An 18778-nucleotide genomic window follows, 5' to 3' on the forward strand; every position below is an offset into this window, starting at 1 on the left:
CCCGGCAGGCTCGCGATGTTATGGGCCTTTCCCAGCGTCAGGGAATCCCACCGGTGACGCCAGGCGCCGCCGGGGGCGGGGTTGGCATCGATAAGCAAAAAGCCTTGGGCGGGGATAAGGCCGCGGGAGGTGAGCTGGTGGGCCGTCGCCAAGCCTGCCTGGCCCGCGCCGATGATGATGATGCTGAGGTAGTGCTCCACCGTGCCATTGTAGCGGGGGTGAAAAATCCGCCGTATGTTGTGGCTCACTACATGATATGTAATGTACTTTTTATCTGCGCGCTCGCTGCACGTGAGCGACCTGCCATAACTGCACAGCTAGAAAGGATTCCCATGGAAGATTTTTCCGCTTATACGCTCATGCTGGACGTGGGTTGGATTTCCTTACTCATGGTCATCGGCAATATTTTGCGCCACCAAGTGAAGTTTATCTTCCAGGACTTATTGCTGCCTGCCCCCATTACCGCCGGCCTGATCGGCCTGCTCGTCGGGCCCAACGTGCTGGGCTGGATCAACTTCTCCGATAACCTCGGCGACTACACCTCCATCCTCATTGCCGTGGTCTTTGCCTCGATGGCGTATTCCATGGAAGTCGGCGGCAACATGGGCAAGGGTGCGCGCAATATGTGGGGCTTTTCCACCATGATGTTTACCGGCCAGTGGGGCCTTTTCATCGTGCTGGGCTTGCTCTTTTTCGCCCCAGTCTTTGATACCCCCAACTGGTTTGGCATGATGCTGCCCGTTGGCTTTACCGGCGGCTTCGGCACGGCCGCAGCTGTGGGTGGCGCGCTGGAGGGCGTCGGTGCCGAGGCGGCGTCGTCGTTGGGCTTTACTTCTGCGACCGTCGGCACGCTGGCCGCGATTATCGGCGGCGTTATTGCTGGTAACTGGGGTATCCGTAAGGGTAAGGTGTCCTACGTGCCCAAGGAGCTGCCGGAAGAGATTCGCCGCGGCTATATCAAGAACCTAGATGAGCGCCCCTCCCTTGGTCGCGCCACCACCAACCCTTCTTCCATCGAGCCGCTAGCGCTGCACTTCGGCTTCATCATCCTCACGGTTATGACGGCGTACGGCGTCAATAAGGGCATTTCCAGCATTTGGGAAAATGTTTCCATCCCGCTCTTTGCGATGTCCATGGTTATCGGCCTCATCTTCCGCGCCATCATGAACTTCGTCGGCGCCGAGGATTACCTGGATAAGGATTCCGTATCCTCCATCTCTGGTGCCGCTACCGACTATCTCATCGCCTTCGGTGTGGCCGCCATTGTTCCTGCCGCTATCGCTTCCTACTGGCAGGCGCTGCTTGTTCTGTTCATTCTGGGCACCATCTTCTGTACCTTCTTCTTGATGTGGTTCCCCGCCGAGTTCTTTGGCGAGCGCTGGATCGAGCGCGGCATCTTCGGCTGGGGCTGGGCGACGGCTACCGTGGCTACCGGCATCGCCGTGCTTAAGATCGTCGATCCGAAGCTGAAATCCGGAACGCTTTCCGAATACGGCATGGCCTACATCGGCTTCGGCCCCTTCGAGATTTCGTGGACCATCATCGCGCCGATGGCCGTGATGTACGGGTTTACCGGCGCGTTCGGTGCAGTCTCGCTGGCCATTTCCATCGGCGTGTACCTGACGTTCAAATTCATGGGCTTGCTTCCGCCGCGCGGCACGATTTTCAAAGAGGGCATCGGCCACGTGGGCCAGAAACAAGAAACTTAGCCTTCACAAATCCACTCTGTGCAAGCCGGGCTCCCACATTTTTGGTGTGGCGGCCCGGCTTTGGCGTGCCGCCAATTCGCTTGCTTGCCGGTGCCCCCTAAGCCCCACCTCGATTACACCGTGCGCCCCCACTACTGGGCCGGCCGGACTTCGGTAGGGCTGTTGTGGCAGAAACCGGAAAGTTGAGCCGGATGGGCTCAAAAGGTTCGGGTTGAGTGGAATAGGCTCAACTTTATGTGCGTTATACCAAGTGAATCCTTAAAATGGATGAATAAATCTTAGAAGGAGAAACGTACACATGAGTTCTTTTAACCCCACCACCAAGACACAAGAGGCGCTGCAGGAAGCCCTGCAGACCGCGTCCGCGAATGGCAACCCGGATATCCGCCCGGCGCACTTGCTGGCGGCCATTCTTGGGCAGGAAGGCGGCATCGCCGCGCCGGTGCTTAAGGCCACCGGCGTTGACCCGGATACCGTGTTGAAGGAAGCGCGCGAGCTGGTTAACTCTTATCCCAGCGCCGAGGGCGCCAATATGTCTAACCCGCAATTCAACCGGGATGGCCTGAACGTACTGACCAAGTCGCAGGAATTGGCGGGCGAGCTTGGCGATGAGTTCGTGTCCACCGAAGTCCTCCTCGCCGCCATCGCCGGTTCGAAGACCGACGCCGCCGAGTTGCTGACCGGACGCGGCGCAACCTACGACGCCATCAAGGGCGCCTTCCCGTCCGTGCGCGGGGCCGCCAAGGTGACCTCGGAGAACCCGGAGGACCAATTCCAGGCGTTGGAAAAGTACGCCACCGACCTCACCGCGCGAGCGCGCGAGGGAAAGATCGACCCGGTTATCGGGCGCGATCAGGAAATCCGGCGCGTCGTCCAGGTGCTTTCGCGCAGGACGAAGAATAATCCGGTGCTGATTGGTGAACCGGGCGTCGGCAAGACTGCGATCGTTGAGGGCCTGGCCCGCCGCATCGTGGCTGGCGATGTCCCCGAGTCCCTGAAGGGCAAGACGCTTATCAGCCTGGACCTCGGCTCCATGGTCGCCGGCGCCAAGTTCCGCGGCGAGTTCGAGGAGCGCCTCAAGGCTGTCCTGGATGAGATTAAGCAGTCTGAGGGCGAAATCATTACCTTCATCGATGAGCTGCACACCATCGTCGGCGCCGGCGCTACCGGAGAAGGCTCCATGGACGCCGGCAACATGATCAAGCCCATGCTGGCCCGCGGCGAGCTGCGCCTCGTCGGTGCAACCACGCTGGATGAGTACCGCAAGTACATCGAAAAGGACGCCGCCCTCGAGCGCCGTTTCCAGCAGGTCTACGCCGCAGAGCCGTCCGTGGAAGACACCATCGGAATCCTGCGCGGGCTCAAGGAGCGCTACGAGGTGCACCACGGCGTGCGCATCATGGACTCCGCCTTGGTGTCTGCAGCGGAGCTATCGAACCGCTACATCACCAACCGCTTCCTGCCGGATAAGGCCATCGACCTAGTCGATGAAGCCGGTTCCCGCCTGCGCATGGAAATCGACTCGTCGCCGCAGGAAATCGATGAGCTTGAGCGCATCGTTCGCCGCATGGAGATCGAAGAGCTCGCGCTGAAGAAGGAATCCGACGCCGCCTCCCAGGACCGCCTGGCCGCCCTGCAAGGCGAGCTCGCGGACCAGCGCGAAAAGCTCGGCGAGCTCAAGGCGCGCTGGGCCAACGAGAAGAAGGCCATCGATGAAGTGCAGGATATCAAGGAGGAACTCGACGATCTCCGCCGCCAAGCAGAAATTGCCGAGCGCGATGGCGACCTCGCACTAGCCTCCGAGATCAACTACGGCAAGATCCCGCCGCTGGAAAAGGACCTGGCAGCAGCCGAGGAAAAGGCCGCCGCCCAGCGCAATACCATGCTGGATGAGGAGGTCAGCCCGGATACCATCGCGGAGGTCGTCTCCGCGTGGACCGGCATTCCCGCCGGCAAGATGTTGCAGGGCGAGACCGAGAAGCTGCTGAACATGGAGGCGGTGTTGGGCAAGCGGGTCGTCGGCCAGCGCGAGGCCGTGACCGCCGTTTCCGATGCCGTGCGTCGCTCCCGCGCGGGCGTGGCTGACCCCAACCGCCCGACCGGCTCTTTCCTCTTCCTCGGCCCTACCGGCGTGGGTAAGACGGAGCTGGCTAAGGCGCTGGCGGATTTCCTCTTCGACGATGAATCCGCCATGGTGCGCATCGATATGTCCGAGTACGGCGAGAAGCACTCCGTCTCCCGGCTCGTCGGTGCCCCTCCGGGATACGTCGGCCACGAAGCCGGTGGCCAGCTCACCGAGGCCGTGCGGCGTCGGCCTTATACGCTCGTGCTTTTCGACGAAGTGGAAAAGGCCCACCCCGACGTCTTCGACGTCCTCCTCCAGGTCCTGGATGAGGGGCGGCTTACCGATGGCCAGGGTCGCACCGTCGACTTCCGCAATACCGTCATCATTTTGACGTCCAACCTGGGCGCTGGCGGTACGAAGGACGAAACCATGGAGGCCGTAAAGCGTGCCTTCAAGCCGGAGTTCATCAACCGCCTCGATGATGTGGTGATGTTCGAGCCGTTGTCGGAGGAGCTGCTGCGCGGCATCGTGGACATCCAGCTGCGCGGTCTCACCGAGCGCCTGGAGGCCCGCCGCCTGACGCTGCAGGTATCCGATTCCGCCAAGTCCTGGTTGGCTGACCGCGGCTATGACCCCGCCTACGGTGCCCGCCCGCTGCGCCGGACCATCCAGCAGGCTATCGGTGACAAGCTAGCGAAGAAGCTTTTGGCTGGCGATATTGCCGATGGCGATACCGTCCACGTTGACGTCGCCGATGGCGGCGCGGAGCTGGATATTTCTGCTCGCTAAATTACCGGGCGAAAAATAATGCTCATGCCTTTAGACTGGAAGGCATGAGCATTTTAGTTTCCCCGCAGGAACTCAAAGAATCCATCTACCACGGCGATCGTTTCACCCTCCTCGGCACCCACTGGCAGCCCAAGACGGGCCAAAGCTTCATCGACTTTGCTTCCCAGCACATTCCCACCGCACTTTTTGGTGATACCGGCGCGGCCTTCGTCGGCCTTCCCGGCTCGCGCAATGGCCGCAACCCGCTTCCGGACGAAGATAAGTTGCAGTCCTGGATCCGTTCTTGGGGCCTGCAGGAAGACCGCCCCGTGGTGGTCTATGACGAAGGCCGCGGGCTTTTTGCTGGCCGTGCGTGGTGGACGCTGCGGTGGGCAGGCCTGACTGATGTGCGCATCCTCGATGGCGGTCTGGAAAACTGGCTCGCGCACGGTTACCAAACCCTGACGGGGCCGGGCAATATCGCGGTCGGCTCGACGTTCGAGGTCACTCCCGGCCAGCTGCCTACCGCCACGATTGATGACGTCCGCGAGCATGATGGCGTGCTCATCGATACCCGTTCGAGCAACCGCTTTGCCGGCCGCCGCGAGAACCTAGACTTGAAGGCGGGCCACATCCCGGGTGCGGTCAATGTTCCCGAGCGCCTCTTCCACAACGATGGGGTGCGTACGTTGAAGTCCCCGGATGAAATCCGTGAGGTGCTGGCCGCGGCTGGATTGACCCAGGAAAACACCAAGGACGCAATTATCTATTCCGGTTCGGGCAACCACTCCGCGCTGGCACTCGCAGCGATGGAGGACGCAGGATTTACCGGCCTGCGTCACTACATCGGTGGCTGGTCGCAGTGGTCTGCAGACCCGACCAACCCAGTGGAACGCGGGGATAGGACTTCGGTTGACGATTAATTCCAATTAATCGCTCCGATTCCGACTGGTACCGGCACCGTGGGGTGCCGGTACCTATTATTATCGGGAGATGATGGCTTCTTTACTCCTGATTTTCGCCCTCGTGCTCGGCATCGCCGGTGGCTTTTTGCTGTACTACGACCGCACGCAGCGCGTAGCCGATGCCCAGCGCGATACTGCATCCCAGCACGACCGGAAAGGCTGGGACACCTGGGAAGACCAGGATGCGCCTTCCCACGCACGCCCCGAAACTAAGGGGGAAACTGAAGAGGATGCGGAAGACGCCGCAGGCTCTGAGGCCGTTACAGATCCTGAGAGCGAAGGCGGTACTGAGGACCACCCCGGTTTCGCGGCGAAGTACTCGCCGTCCCCCGATGTTGAATCCGATTCTTCCTCCGCTACCTCTTCAGGCCGTCACCATCGCGCTGCAGGCGAATCAGGCCGCAGCGGTGATGACAGGGCGAGTGAAGATAGCGCCAGTGACGCCAATGCCAGCGACGAAGCCCGCGCTAACGACTCCGAGGCTGTTTCAGATAATGGCGTTGTAAAAGGTAGCGCCGCCACTGCTGCCACTGCCGCCAACGCCACCGCCTCTACCGCCGGCCCCAATGACGCCCATGCAACCGGCTCCGACAGCACCAGCAGTTCCGATAACGCCGGCAGTACCAGTGATACTGGCAGTGCTGGCAGTGCTGGCCGTGCTCACACCGCAGGCAACACCGAAGAGACGTCGGAAGCTGGCGCAGAAACGGAATCGGGTGCGGATGACTCCCTCGAAGAGGCAGGCCAAGAGGGGACTGAAGAACAACCGGAAGGTCACGCAAAGCCTAAGCCGGTAGGGCGGCCGCGGCCGCTTATCCCTGGCACCATTCGTCGGGAGCGCAAGAACTGGGCGGAGACCCGGGGCTTTGAGTACATGAAGTCGGACCAGTACCTTGTCGATGAATGGACAAGGGGAGTGGCCTCCTCCGGCGCCGCGCCGAAAGACATCGTTGCCGGCAACGTGTATGGCCACGAAATGTTGCTGATGGATATCGACGGCGTGAATGTGATGGCGATGCGGACGGGAGCGGCATCGGATGTGGTCATTGATTTCCAGCGTTTCGGCAGCCAGGAGGCCGAAATGTCCGAGGACCTGTTAATGGCCATGAGCATCGAAGGTTTCGATGTGTATTCCTCCGATCGCGGCGTGACGGAGCGGATGGTAGACGAACGCGTGCGCATCGCACTGCAACGCATGCCGGAGGTGGTGTCGGCGCTGTGGCTGGAAACCGAGTGGGTTTTGGCACAAACCACCAAGCATTCGCGCACCGCGGATTGGGAGGCAATGCTCCCGCCCCTGGCTTTACTTGCCGATGCTTCCCGCGTCCTCCCACCCCGTTCCTCCTCCGTGCATACCATTCACCTTGAGGACTTGGATCCAGCCAGGGAAATTCCCGCGGCACCTGTGGTCGATGCGGTGGGTGGAACAGCGGCGGCGGGGCAGCCGGAGTTTTCCCGGCCGGTCATTCAACGGCCGGAGGAACCGTTGGATATGCCCTCGCGCACGTACTCCGAGACCCGCGGCCCGGTTGAACACACGGCGATTGGGGCGGACGAGGTCGATGCCATTGCCGATGGCAATGAACGCCCCACGCCCGACTCAGGCACTGCCCGCCTGCCGCGCCAGCAATTTGGGGAGGCTTCCATCTTCGGCGACGCTTCGGGAGATGCTTCTGGCGACGGCCTCGACGCTGCCTCCCGAGACGTCAGTGGCTCGGCCGCTGGACGGGAGAAAGAGGATACAGACCGCGGTGACGATTCCGGGCCGCAGCAGGGGGAGTAGCCTAGAATGTTGCGTTGGCCCACATAGCCAGGGATTTCCCTCACACTCCGAAGAAGACTCTAGAAAAGGAGCAATGCGATGACTGAAGTGCACCTGCAAGAAGACAAGAAGAAGCGTCTCGCGGAACTGGTCAAGGAGCTTGCCGTTGTGCACGGCAAGGTGACGTTGTCCTCGGGCAAAGAGGCCGATTACTACGTTGATTTGCGCCGTGCGACCTTGCACCACGAAGCCTCCCGTCTCATCGGGTCCTTGCTTCGCGAGCTCACCGCGGATTGGGATTTTGCGGCCGTCGGAGGACTAACCCTTGGCGCGGACCCGGTAGCGACCTCCATCATGCATGCCGAGGGCCGCGATATCGACGCCTTCGTCGTGCGCAAAGAAGCCAAGAAGCACGGCATGCAGCGCCGCATCGAGGGCGCGGATGTGACCGGAAAGAAGGTGTTGGTGGTCGAGGACACCACCACGACCGGCAACTCGCCACTTACGGCAGTCGCCGCATTGCGCGAGGCTGGAGCAGAAGTAGTTGGCGTAGCTACCGTCGTTGACCGCGCCACCGGCGCCGAGAACGTCATCTCGGCCAAGGGCCTTGAATACCGTTCCCTGCTTGGCCTGGATGACCTTGGACTCGCGTAACGAGATGGACCAGGCACGCCAGGCCGGGCAGGGTGTGCGCGGCGAGAGTACTGCGCAACAAGAACGGTCCGAAGAGGCGAAGGGGCCGACCGAATGGAATGAGGGCCGCCACGGCGTGGGGCCCTGGGAAGGGCCCTGGCCGCAAGGGCCGGATGCGGAAAAATACGATCCGGAGCTCCTGCGCGAGGGCGATCGGCGCAATGTCGTCGACGCGTATCGGTATTGGCGGAGGGAGGCGATTAAGGGGGACATCGATAAGCGGCGGCACAGCCTGCATATCGCCATCGAGAACTTTGAAAATGACGCCAATATCGGCACCGTCGTGCGCACCGCCAACGCCTTTGCCGTCGATACCGTCCACATTGTGGGGCGGCGCCGGTGGAACCGCCGCGGTGCCATGGTGACAGATAGGTATCAACATCTGCGGCACCATGAGAGCGTCGATAAGCTCATTGCCTGGGCGGCCGAGGAAGACCTCACGGTCGTGGCCATAGATAACACCCCCGGTTGCGTGCCCCTCGAAACCGCCGAACTGCCGGAACGCAGCCTGCTGCTATTCGGGCAAGAAGGCCCCGGCGTCAGCGCCGCCGCGCAAGATGCCGCCCTGATGACCTGCTCCATCGCGCAATTTGGCTCTACGCGGTCCATCAACGCGGGCGTGGCCGCGGGCATCGCCATGCATACTTGGATCCGGCAGCACGCCGATCTGAACAATTCCTGGTAAGAGATCGTTACACTAACTGTAATAAACCTTGCTACTGGAGTGATAAAGAAATCGTGGAAGAAAAGTGGGCCCACCGCGCCGAACTCGCGGAAACCGCCATTGATGAGCGCCATGCGCATTCCGTATGGGGCCTGCCGCGAACCAACCTCGCCATCGTCAGCTGGCCGCCCACCACGAAAGAAAAGCTCCTCGTGCACTGGCACTACTGGTGGCAGGCGCACTACCTCGATTGCCTCGTCGATGCGGCGGAGCGGAAGAATACTAAGGCCCGCCGCCAGCGCATCCTTGACACCATGCGCGGGATTCGCGTGCGGAATCTTGCGCAGCTGACCAAGAATAAGTACTTCGATGACAAAGCCTGGCTCGCCCTCGCCCTAGGGCGCGTGGGCGAGGTAAAAAAGATGAAACCGCCCAAGGCGTTATCGTCTTTGCAGGGAAATATCACCGAGGGCCTCGATGACTCACTGGGCATATTGCCGTGGCGTGATGGCGAGAACTTCATGAACGTGCCGGCCAATGGGCCCGGAGCCATCATGCTGGCGCGGATGGGAAAGATTACCGCGGCCCGCCGCATTGTTGACTGGGTCTACGACAACCTGGTGAATGAAGATGGCTTCATCATGGACGGCGTGCGCATGCGCATGGATGGCCCTGAGATCGTCAAACAAGTCCACCCGTATTGCCAAGGCGTGATGTTGGGGGCATGCCTGGAGATTGTGTTGGCGATGCGGGAGGAGTCGAGCATCGGCAAGCTGGAGCAGATCGACAGCGTTTACGAGGCCGAGCTGGCATCCGAGATGATGAGCTACATCATCAAGATCCGTGGCCTGGTGCAGGCTATTGCTTCCGGGATGGCGACTCCGTCTGGCGTCGTGGATTGGGAGACCGGTGATGGTGATGGCGGCCTGTTTAAGGGCATCCTGATGCGCTATCTTGCTGATGTTGCCGTGCGGTTGCCCGGAGACTCGCCCGCGAACCGGGCCACCAAAAAGTTGGCGACCCGCATGGTCGTGGCGTCTGCCGAATCCGTGTGGGAGCACCGGCTCGAGGTCGATGGCCTGCCAATTTTTGGCTCTGATTGGACTGCCGATGCCCGCCTACCGCATAACTACGGCTTCGGGCACACGACCGTCAGTGAAAAGATGGGCATCATTCGCGTGGATGAGCGCGACCTATCCGTGCAGCTGTCTGGGTGGATGCTTCTGGAGGCGTGCGCCCGGGTAGCTCGTGACCTGCATGAAAAATCGGGTCGCGATTAACCGTGTTTAACAGTGCTGTTAAACACCTAGCGCGGGGTTTGCCGTGTGGGGGCGCTGTATTTTTGAGAGTTGGGCAGTAAACACAGGAAATGTCACACAAATTTTGCGGCGGAAATCTGGAAATGTGGGCATAATTGGGTGTTGGAACGTGTTTGACCGCAATCCCACTTAAGGATGGAATTTCATGCCAATTGCAACTCCCGAGGCGTATAACCAGATGCTGGACACTGCGAAGCAGAACGGCTTCGCATTCCCAGCCATCAACTGCACCTCGTCTGAAACGATCAACGCAGCACTGAAGGGCTTTGCCGAGGCAGAGTCTGACGGCATCATCCAATTCTCCACCGGTGGTGCAGAGTTCGGCTCTGGCCTCGCGGTCAAGAACAAGGTTAAAGGTGCTCAGGCCCTAGCCGCCTTCGCACACGAGGCAGCGAAGCACTACGGCGTCAATATCGCCCTGCACACCGACCACTGCCAGAAGGAAGTTCTGGATGATTACGTTCGTCCGCTGATGGCCATCTCCCAGGAGCGCGTCGACCGCGGCGAGAACCCGCTGTTCCAGTCCCACATGTGGGACGGCTCTGCTATTCCGATCGATGAAAACTTGGTCATCGCCCAGGAGCTTCTGGAAAAGGCGAAGAAGGCACACATCATTCTCGAGGCAGAGATTGGCGTTGTCGGCGGTGAAGAAGACGGTGTCGAAGCCAAGGCCGGCGATAACCTGTACACGACCCCGGAAGACTTTGAAAAGACCATCGATGCACTGGGCACCGGCGAGAAGGGCCGCTACCTGTTGGCCGCTACCTTCGGTAACGTGCACGGCGTCTACAAGCCGGGCAACGTGAAGCTGCGCCCCGAGGTTCTGCTGGAGGGCCAGAAGGTTGCGCAGAAGAAGCTCGGCCTGAGCGAGGGCGAGCACGCCTTTGACTTCGTATTCCACGGAGGTTCCGGCTCTGAGAAGGAGAAGATCGAAGAGGCGCTGCGCTACGGCGTCATCAAGATGAACGTGGACACCGATACCCAGTATGCGTTTACCAACCCAGTAGCTCGCCACATGATGGAAAACTACGACGGCGTGTTCAAGATTGACGGCGAGGTAGGCAACAAGAAGGTCTACGACCCACGCTCTTACCTGAAGAAGGCAGAGCAGGGTATGTCCGAGCGCGTCATCGAGGCATGCCAGGACCTCCACTCCGTGGGTAAGACCACTGCCAAGTAGGACGAGTCGAAACTAGCTCTATGTTGAGCTGAAGCCGAAGGCGCGACATCGCAGAAGGCACGACGAAGTAGCCGCTTCCCCTATGCGGGAGGCGGCTTTTCCTGTTTCTAGTCCCATTTCTAGCCCTATCGCTGGGCCTATCTGTGGGGCGCGAGCACGCGGCGGGGCCTTGCCGGAGATGAGACAGAGCAGGCAGGTATGCCAGATCAGCCAGACAAGCTATGCCGGCCCAACCAGCGATGCCAGCGAGATTGGGAAGAAATATAGGCTGGCAAGGCCAAGCTGGCACGGCAGGTACAGCGGGACCAGTGGACTAGGCGGACCAGCCAGACTGGGTAGGTGAAAGCTAGGTAGAACTCCTTGTTGGTCGTGGTGAATAGGCGGGTGAGGGGATAAACCGCGGGTTGCCGCTCCACGGCGGGATCCAGGCGATGCGGCCCTTGATGCGAACCATGCGCCCGCGTGCGGTGGGGCGGGAATCATCATCTTGATTCACCGCATTGTGATGAGCGCAGAGCGTTACGAGGTTTTCTTGGTTCGTGGGGCCGCCGGCGGCCCAGGCGGTGAGGTGGTGGACTTGAGCGTCATCGGCAGGCGTGGAGCAGCCGGGCCAAGCGCAAATAGGATGTTCCGCGCGGGCTAGCATGCGCTGCTTCCAGCTGGCCATGCGCTCGGTGCGATACAGGTTCACCGCGCCGTGCTCAGGATGGACCAAGCTGACGTAACCGCGTTGGGCGAGGGTCCGGGCGACGAGCTGGGCGCCGGACATGCGCGCGCCGTTGGAAAGCTGAAGCATGATGTCATCGCCCTGGCCAGCAGTGATGCGGTCTAGCTGGTCAAGGGTGATGATCACATTGGTATGCACCGCAGGCAGCGCGCCGGGATTGCCCTCGAGGATGACCTGCTTGGCGGCTGCGAGCGGGTTTTCCTTATCCACGGAAGCGAGAACGCCCTTGATATCCGCGATATCAGTGGGCTCCGCGGTGATGGAGATGGTGTGGGGACCATCGGGGCGTCGGGTATAGCGGACGCCGTGCGAGGGACGCTTGGCGGGATTGAGCTGTTTGAGGCGCTTCTTTGCGATTGCCGGAATCAGGTGGGCTTCTGCGCGGCAGAGCTCTAGGCGAAGATCCCAACTGCGGTTGGTGTCTTTCACGCGGTGGGCGAAAGACTCGATGCTTTCGAGGATGGCGAGGTCGTGGCCGCGAGAACGAGCGGCCTCGCAAGCAAGGCGCTGCTTGCGGCTATTGGAGGTGCGGCCGAAATATGTGTGCTGGAGGCGGGCGAGTTGCGCGGCGAGGAGTTGACTGGCGCCGGCTTCGATGAGCTGCTGTTCGGAGCATCCCTGAAACTCGGCGACGAGGTCCACACCGCGACGGCAAAGTTGTAAAAATTCTGTGTTCACGGCTCCTGACGGTAAAAGCGGAACGGGTACGCGGCAATGGATGGGTAAGGCGAAACGGCGATTCTGTGGAATTCTCGCGCGGCGGGGGTTGGTGTCGCACGCATACAGCGGGTTATCCACAACCTGGCGCAGGCCGGGATGCGGGTATTCGGGGGCGGTGGTAGACAGCGGTCTTCTATGCTGGAGGACATGTCGGAAGCGAAACAAAGAGTCTCAACGAGGCAAATGCTGCGGGTGGTGGACCGTTCAGTATTATCGCGTCTGCAACGCATCCGTTCGCGCTTCGTTTATATAATCCAGGCCACCGTCGGTGCCGCATTGGCGTATTGGGTGGCTAGCTCCCTCTTTGGGCATCCGCAGCCGTTCTTCGCGCCCATCTCGGCTGTCATCATTCTGGGGCTTTCGGGCGGGGACAGGATGAAAAGGGCAGTGGAGATGTCACTGGGCGGCATCGTCGGCGTGGCCTTGGGCGATTTGCTGTTCCAAGTGGTGGGGCAGGGGCCGTTCCAGATCCTCTTCATTGTGGGAGCAGGCCTGGTTGTGGGGTCTTTTATTACGAAATCGCCGCTGGTGTCCAACCAGATTGTCTTTGGTTCCATCCTTATTGCCACGATTTTTCCGCCCACCGAGGGACCGGGTGGCCTGCACCGGGCCATCGACGCGATGATTGGTTCCGGCATTGGGCTTATCACGATTGCGCTTATCCCGAATTCCCCGTTGAAGGAGGCTCGGCGGGAGGTATCGAAGGTGCTGAGGATTGCATCGAGCATTCTTAACGACGTCACGCATGGCATCCGCGATACCAATCCCGAGATCATTCGCGATGCCCGCGATGCGGTGCGCGGCACGCAAAATGATGTGAATACGCTGTTGAGTGCGGCGCAGTCGGGGAGGGAGGCATCGGAAGTATCGCCGCTTTTGTGGACCTCGCGCAGGAGCATTCGGTCCCTGGAGCGCATCTTGTTGCCGGTAGATAACGCGGTGCGCGGGGTGCGGGTGCTATCGCGCCGCGCGCTAGTGCTTACTGAAGACGGCGATACCGTGTCCGAAAAGCAGTTAGAGCTCTTGGAAGAACTATCAGAAATTATCCTCGCGGTGGGAGAGCTTTACGGCCGGCAAAAGCGGGACCACGATGAGGCGATAGAGATACCCGAACTCGTGCAGCGGCTGCGCTACGTGGGCGGTCAAGCGGGCATGGATCTTATCGAAGAAGACGCGACGCTTTCTGCATATACGATCCTCGCGCAGACGAGGTCCATCGTTGTGGACATGCTCATGGTGTGCGGGCTCTCGCGCGAGTCGGCCGTCGCGCACCTGGTTCCTACCTCTACGCACCCGGCGTTCCCGCCAGAGGTGTGGGAGCGTAAAGATAAGCAGAAGGGACAGAATTAGCAGGACCTCGCCCGCATATCCGCTGAGCGGGGCGCTTGCCGAGTTGTGCGAGCTGAGTCAACCGAGGGCCGAGTCGGCGGAGACGGGGTGAGCTGGCTGAACCGGCGTTAGCTGTGACGGGTGGACTAGGGGCGCACTACTTGGAGGTCGCGCAGGTGGCGGTAGAAGGTGACGCGGGTGAGGGGGCGTTTGTGGGGGATGGCATCGACAAGCACGCGCAGTTGGGGACCGCCTGCCTGGACCGCGCGGCCGGCGTGGACGGAATCCGGGTCGAGGCGGCCGGGCTTGCGCAGCAGAGAGCGCAGGCGGCCTTCGGGCTCGACTGGAGAGGTTGCGCGGGCCGCCAGGATGCCAGGGGCATCGGTCATGGGGACGAGCCGCGCGCCAAAAGTGCCGCGGCCGGAGGCGGCGAGGGTGTCATCATCGATGATGATTTCACCGGTAAGCGGACCATTGGACCAATCTGAGATGGTTGCTGAGCCGGCGACGGCCTGGCCGGAATCATTGCGAATGAGCGGCACCGGGCGAACCGGGGCGGTGCGGGCGAGCTCGAGGGCCTCCTGTGGCGCGCCGGGCAGGCCCCAATTAGCGGCGGCGGCCGACTCGCCCGTGGGAATGAACGCTACCTCGGCCCACAGGTTATCGGCGCGCATGAGCCGGGTGATGACGGCGTTCAGCGCCGAATCCGAGCCCGCAACCACGATGCGCAGGCGGTCCTCCAGATAAGGCTCCTGCGGTGCGGCGGCAGGGGCGCCGAGGTGGCGGACATCGGGCTGCGCGGCGATCTCGTCAAGCGAAGGCGTAGGGTCGTGGGGGAGGAGGTTGGTGGCGGCGGCATCGATAAGCGAGAGCTCCTTGCGGGAAGGAACGGCCGAAAGGTCATAGGCCTCTGCGGGCAAATCAACGCCGGGGGCGCCGCAGCGGAGGAACAAAAAACGCATGCACATCATGCTACGTGGGCTATTGCGGCCAGAAAAGTGTAAGGTAAATGCGTATTTTGGCTTCAATAATGAGGAAGTGACTTAAAAGATGGCAGCGATCGTCATTGTCGGCGCCCAATGGGGCGACGAAGGCAAGGGCAAGGCTACCGATATCCTTGGCGGGAAAGTTGACTACGTAGTCAAGCCGAACGGCGGCAATAACGCCGGGCACACCGTGGTGGTAGGCGGTGAAAAATACGAGCTGAAGCTCCTGCCCGCCGGTATTCTTTCTGAAAACGCCACCCCTGTGCTGGGCAATGGCGTGGTGATTAACCTCGAGGCGCTCTTTGATGAGATTGATGGCTTGGAAGCGCGCGGGGCGAATGCTTCCCGCCTGAAGATTTCCGCGAACGCGCACCTCGTGGCGCCGTACCACCAGACCCTCGACCGCGTGCAGGAGCGCTTCCTGGGCAAGCGCGCCATCGGTACCACCGGCCGCGGCATCGGGCCGACCTACGCCGATAAGGTCGCGCGCATTGGTATTCGCGTGCAGGATATTTTCGACGAGTCCATCCTGCGCCAGAAGGTGGAGTCCGCGCTGGAGATTAAGAACCAGATGCTGGTGAAGATGTACAACCGCAAGGCCATCGAGGCCGAGCAGATTGTGGAGTACTTCTTAAGCTACCGAGACCGCCTGCGCCCCATGGTCATCGACGCCGAGCTCGAGCTGAACGAAGCGCTTGCTAATGGCCAGAATGTACTCATGGAGGGCGGCCAGGCCACCATGTTGGACGTTGACCACGGCACCTACCCGTTCGTGACTTCCTCGAACCCGACTGCGGGTGGGGCATCGGTTGGCTCTGGCATTGGACCGACGCGGATTAAGACCTCGCTGGGTATTATCAAGGCCTATACCACCCGCGTTGGCGCCGGCCCGTTCCCCACCGAGCTCTTTGATAAGTGGGGCGAGTACCTGCAGACCACCGGTGGCGAGGTTGGTGTGAACACTGGGCGCACGCGCCGCTGTGGCTGGTACGATTCCGTGATTGCTCGCTACGCCACGCGCGTGAATGGCTTTACGGATTACTTCTTGACCAAGCTCGATGTGCTTACCGGCATTGGCGAGATTCCTATCTGCGTGGCTTATGACGTTGACGGCAAGCGTTGCGACGAGATGCCCGTTACCCAGTCTCAGTTCCACCACGCCGAGCCGATTTTTGAAACCATGCCGGCGTGGGACGAGGATATCTCAGAGTGCACCACCTTCGAGGAGCTTCCACAGAAGGCGCAGGATTACGTGTTGCGTTTGGAGGAGCTGTCTGGCTGCCGTATCTCCTATATCGGTGTCGGCCCTGGCCGCGACCAGACCATCGTGCGCCACGATGTCATGGACGACCAGTAACGGACGTGATTGCCTGAATGAGCTCGGACTAGCTACGAGCTCATAAAAGAAAAATAAGGGGCGAGGTACCTTGGTGAGGTACCTCGCCCCTGATTTTGGATCCTCGGGATTCCCCGAGGCTACGCCCGTTCAGCCTTAGTAAGCGGCGGTCAGGTTGTCGTAACCATTGATCTTGAGTGCTTCCAGCACGCGGTCCACGGCTGCCTGGTCAGTATCCGGGTTATAGGTGTCCGGAAAGGTCAGGTGTGCGCTGTGGCTGTCCTTGAAGTCGATGTTCATAAACTCGTGGCCCAGCTCGTTAGTGGCGAGCGCGAGTTCGCGCTGCACAGCCAACTTACCGCTCTGCAAGATGGGTGCAGAGTAGTCCTGGTCTCCGTTGATTACATCTTCCTTGTCACCGGTGATGCGGCCCTTTTCGGCGTGAGCGCCGGGCTCATCGGACTGGTCGGTGGACTGCTCAGCGTCAGCGGTCTGGGTTACCTCTGGCTCAGCAAGCTGGTCTTGGGCGTCAACTGGGCCGGTGCTGCCGGTTAGAGGCAATACAGCAGCGATGGCGCTAGCAATAAAAGAAGGAATAGACATTTCCGATCCTTTCTGGGTTAGTGTTCGAAACCGTTAGAGATACTAGCACCGTAGAAGGTGGGTGACTATGTGAAATTTATCTTGTTGACTGCCCCATTAATAATATATTTAGGAGTCATTGGCGAAAGGCGATGCTTTTGGTTAAATAAGAGATGTCAGACCTACATTGCCTGTATTGTAGGATGATAATCCTCACAATATAATTTTGAGTGTAATGCAACACATTTTAATGAAGTCCGGAAACCGCTAGAACATGACGCTGGTAATGGACGGGGTTTAATGGGGTGCAAACTATTGAAGCGCTATCCAATTTCTGTTGAGTTTTAGAAAAGTAGGCTCGAATTGTGGTTTCCTGCATCCTTTAGTGGGCCTTCCGGTTACTGCACGACTTTTATGGATGGTGCAATTTCCCGCGAATTACGCACGTTTTACTATGATGTGCGAAACGCTTCGAGGTTTTCTTAATCATTGCGTGCAGGGGGTGTAGGTAGTTGTGTTTGGTGATCTACACTATTGAAGGCAAACGAGCTATCTAGCGGGCGAGACAAGGCAAACGGGCCTTGGTTACAGCTAGCAGGCTCGTTAAAGGAGTACGAGCATCAGGTTGGAAACGGGCAGTCAACCACATGGTTATAGCCTTTTTAACCGCTTCGACAAGTATCGATAATCCCGACTTCGCACACAAACAACTTGACACGCTCACGAGGGTGGGCTCCGCCGAAGCTTGAGTTATCGAATGTCGGCCAATGTTAAAGAAGGAATATAAAAACAATAGTTTTTATTGGATAAACCTGGACATCAAGGTAAAAAACAAGAAAAGCTCAGGGTACTTCAGGTTTCTAGATATATTGCTTAATAAAGCTTTGCAATGTGTAATTATATAAAGTCGGCTGGTTGTTGGCTTACATTTGTGCGTGGTATCCTCCCAGGTGAGCAGCGAGTAGGAATCAAGATTCGGGTTGTACCCTGGGTTTATCCTTGGTGTGTCCAGCCTCAAACTCAGATTTTACTCAGGAAAGTAGCTCACTGCGTAAGAATACAGCCGTAAAATTCGATTGCCTGAAGAGGGAAGAATGAGTAAATTGAGAAGAATACCTCGAGAGGGGAGAGTGGCTTTAACTGCAGTTCTTGCTGTAATTGCAGTAACTTTGGCTATGGTTACTGTCACGGGGGCAAGGGCTGAGGCTGCTGAGCCGACGGACTTCGAACCGAATTATGACATGGGGCTCGAGAGCGTACGTAATTCTGGGGATGATAGCTGGGGCCCGTTGGTGTGGGCCGGTACGCCACCTGAGGGAAACTCCACTGGAAATGCAGCGAACGATGTTGGGTGGGGCTGGTGCATTGACTACACGCAGGCGGACCCAATGCACAAAGGTGGTAGCTATAAGAAGTCTACTGCAGGTGCTCTAAGTTTCGATGACCCAAAGTATCAAGATGCTGTTATCGGACTCGCACTGAAGTTGCGAGATGCACAGGAAAATGGTCAAAAGCAGTTGGCGAAGAAATATATTGTGTATTTGAGTGCAATTATTTCTGATCCGTCGGGTCGTGAAGCTGCCATCAACTTCATAAACGGAAACCTAAGCTATGGAGACGCCAACAACGTGTCGCGTTTCCAAGGATTTGAGGGCAGCCCGCAAGAATTTACAGAGCTGACGGGGCTTCGTATCGTAAAGACTACCGCTCAAAACCTTGACGATCAGTTCGATGTTGATCCAAGCGTTAAAGTTGATAAGCAGCCCGCTGATGCATTCCTGACTATTGTCGGGCCAAACGGAATTTATAAGCATACCTCGGGCGGCGGCCAGCGTGTTTTGCCTCCGGATCAGCCCGGACTCCCTGACGACGACGGCGGCGAGGATAGGAATCCGGAGATTTCTACTCAGGCTGAGTTTGCCGGAGATGCTGATCAGGTTGTTGCTGGTGCTAAGGTGACCGATACCGGTGAC

Annotated in this window: 14 protein-coding genes and 1 pseudogene; 11 read left to right on the forward strand and 4 right to left on the reverse strand. The window is 59.4% G+C overall.

Features of this window, described 5'->3' with window-relative positions; translation table 11 throughout:
- The coding region (locus ABRP98_RS10020; RefSeq protein ID WP_349859054.1) for an NAD(P)-binding protein at window positions 1–200 on the reverse strand (200 nt) is incomplete at its 3' end.
- Window positions 201–332: 132 nt separating this feature from the next.
- Between ABRP98_RS10020 and ABRP98_RS10025 the strand changes: the two genes are divergently transcribed.
- From ABRP98_RS10025 to fbaA, 8 genes are all read left to right on the forward strand, one after another.
- Window positions 333–1709: a sodium/glutamate symporter gene (locus ABRP98_RS10025; RefSeq protein ID WP_349859038.1), complete on the forward strand. Its 1377-nt coding sequence runs from the start codon at window positions 333–335 to the stop codon at window positions 1707–1709.
- Between the two features lie 298 nt (window positions 1710–2007).
- A complete protein-coding gene (gene clpB, locus ABRP98_RS10030; protein ID WP_349859040.1) occupies window positions 2008–4563 on the forward strand; it encodes an ATP-dependent chaperone ClpB in 2556 nt (851 codons plus the stop codon).
- A 44-nt stretch (window positions 4564–4607) separates the two neighbouring features.
- Window positions 4608–5465 carry a sulfurtransferase gene (locus ABRP98_RS10035; protein ID WP_284853706.1) on the forward strand — a complete coding sequence of 286 codons (858 nt, stop codon included), beginning with the start codon at window positions 4608–4610 and terminating at the stop codon, window positions 5463–5465.
- Between the two features lie 70 nt (window positions 5466–5535).
- Window positions 5536–7290: a TtfA family protein gene (locus ABRP98_RS10040; RefSeq protein WP_349859042.1), complete on the forward strand. Its 1755-nt coding sequence runs from the start codon at window positions 5536–5538 to the stop codon at window positions 7288–7290.
- A 78-nt stretch (window positions 7291–7368) separates the two neighbouring features.
- A complete protein-coding gene (gene pyrE, locus ABRP98_RS10045) occupies window positions 7369–7923 on the forward strand; it encodes an orotate phosphoribosyltransferase (RefSeq protein ID WP_349859044.1) in 555 nt (184 codons plus the stop codon).
- A 4-nt stretch (window positions 7924–7927) separates the two neighbouring features.
- A complete protein-coding gene (locus tag ABRP98_RS10050) occupies window positions 7928–8647 on the forward strand; it encodes a TrmH family RNA methyltransferase (RefSeq protein ID WP_349859056.1) in 720 nt (239 codons plus the stop codon).
- 53 nt (window positions 8648–8700) lie between these two features.
- Complete coding sequence (locus ABRP98_RS10055) at window positions 8701–9906, forward strand: glycoside hydrolase family 76 protein (protein ID WP_349859046.1); 1206 nt, start codon at window positions 8701–8703, stop codon at window positions 9904–9906.
- Window positions 9907–10090: 184 nt separating this feature from the next.
- Complete coding sequence (gene fbaA / locus ABRP98_RS10060) at window positions 10091–11125, forward strand: class II fructose-bisphosphate aldolase (protein ID WP_023024081.1); 1035 nt, start codon at window positions 10091–10093, stop codon at window positions 11123–11125.
- Window positions 11126–11471: 346 nt separating this feature from the next.
- Here the strand turns inward: fbaA and ABRP98_RS10065 are convergent, their stop codons facing one another.
- Window positions 11472–12530, reverse strand: coding sequence for an HNH endonuclease signature motif containing protein (locus ABRP98_RS10065; protein ID WP_284785222.1), 1059 nt, complete (start codon window positions 12528–12530; stop codon window positions 11472–11474).
- Between the two features lie 177 nt (window positions 12531–12707).
- Here ABRP98_RS10065 and ABRP98_RS10070 point away from each other — a divergent pair, with 177 nt between their 5' ends.
- Window positions 12708–13922, forward strand: coding sequence for an FUSC family protein (locus ABRP98_RS10070; protein WP_349837109.1), 1215 nt, complete (start codon window positions 12708–12710; stop codon window positions 13920–13922).
- A gap of 125 nt (window positions 13923–14047) precedes the next feature.
- On the opposite strand, the gene ABRP98_RS10075 is transcribed toward ABRP98_RS10070, so the two are convergent.
- Window positions 14048–14863, reverse strand: a complete 816-nt coding sequence (locus tag ABRP98_RS10075; RefSeq protein WP_349859048.1) for a diacylglycerol kinase family protein — start codon at window positions 14861–14863, stop codon at window positions 14048–14050.
- Between the two features lie 88 nt (window positions 14864–14951).
- On the opposite strand from ABRP98_RS10075, the gene ABRP98_RS10080 reads away from it, so the two are divergent.
- On the forward strand, window positions 14952–16244 hold the full coding sequence (locus ABRP98_RS10080) for an adenylosuccinate synthase (RefSeq protein ID WP_349859050.1): 1293 nt from the start codon (window positions 14952–14954) through the stop codon (window positions 16242–16244).
- 135 nt (window positions 16245–16379) lie between these two features.
- Here the strand turns inward: ABRP98_RS10080 and ABRP98_RS10085 are convergent, their stop codons facing one another.
- Window positions 16380–16826, reverse strand: a complete 447-nt coding sequence (locus ABRP98_RS10085) for a hypothetical protein (RefSeq protein WP_349859052.1) — start codon at window positions 16824–16826, stop codon at window positions 16380–16382.
- A 1109-nt stretch (window positions 16827–17935) separates the two neighbouring features.
- On the opposite strand from ABRP98_RS10085, the pseudogene ABRP98_RS10090 reads away from it, so the two are divergent.
- A pseudogene (locus tag ABRP98_RS10090) lies at window positions 17936–18778 on the forward strand (VaFE repeat-containing surface-anchored protein); the annotation flags it as partial.

The sequence above is a fragment of the Corynebacterium sp. KPL2838 genome (genome assembly GCF_040225455.1).
Lineage (GTDB): Bacteria > Actinomycetota > Actinomycetes > Mycobacteriales > Mycobacteriaceae > Corynebacterium > Corynebacterium rhinophilum.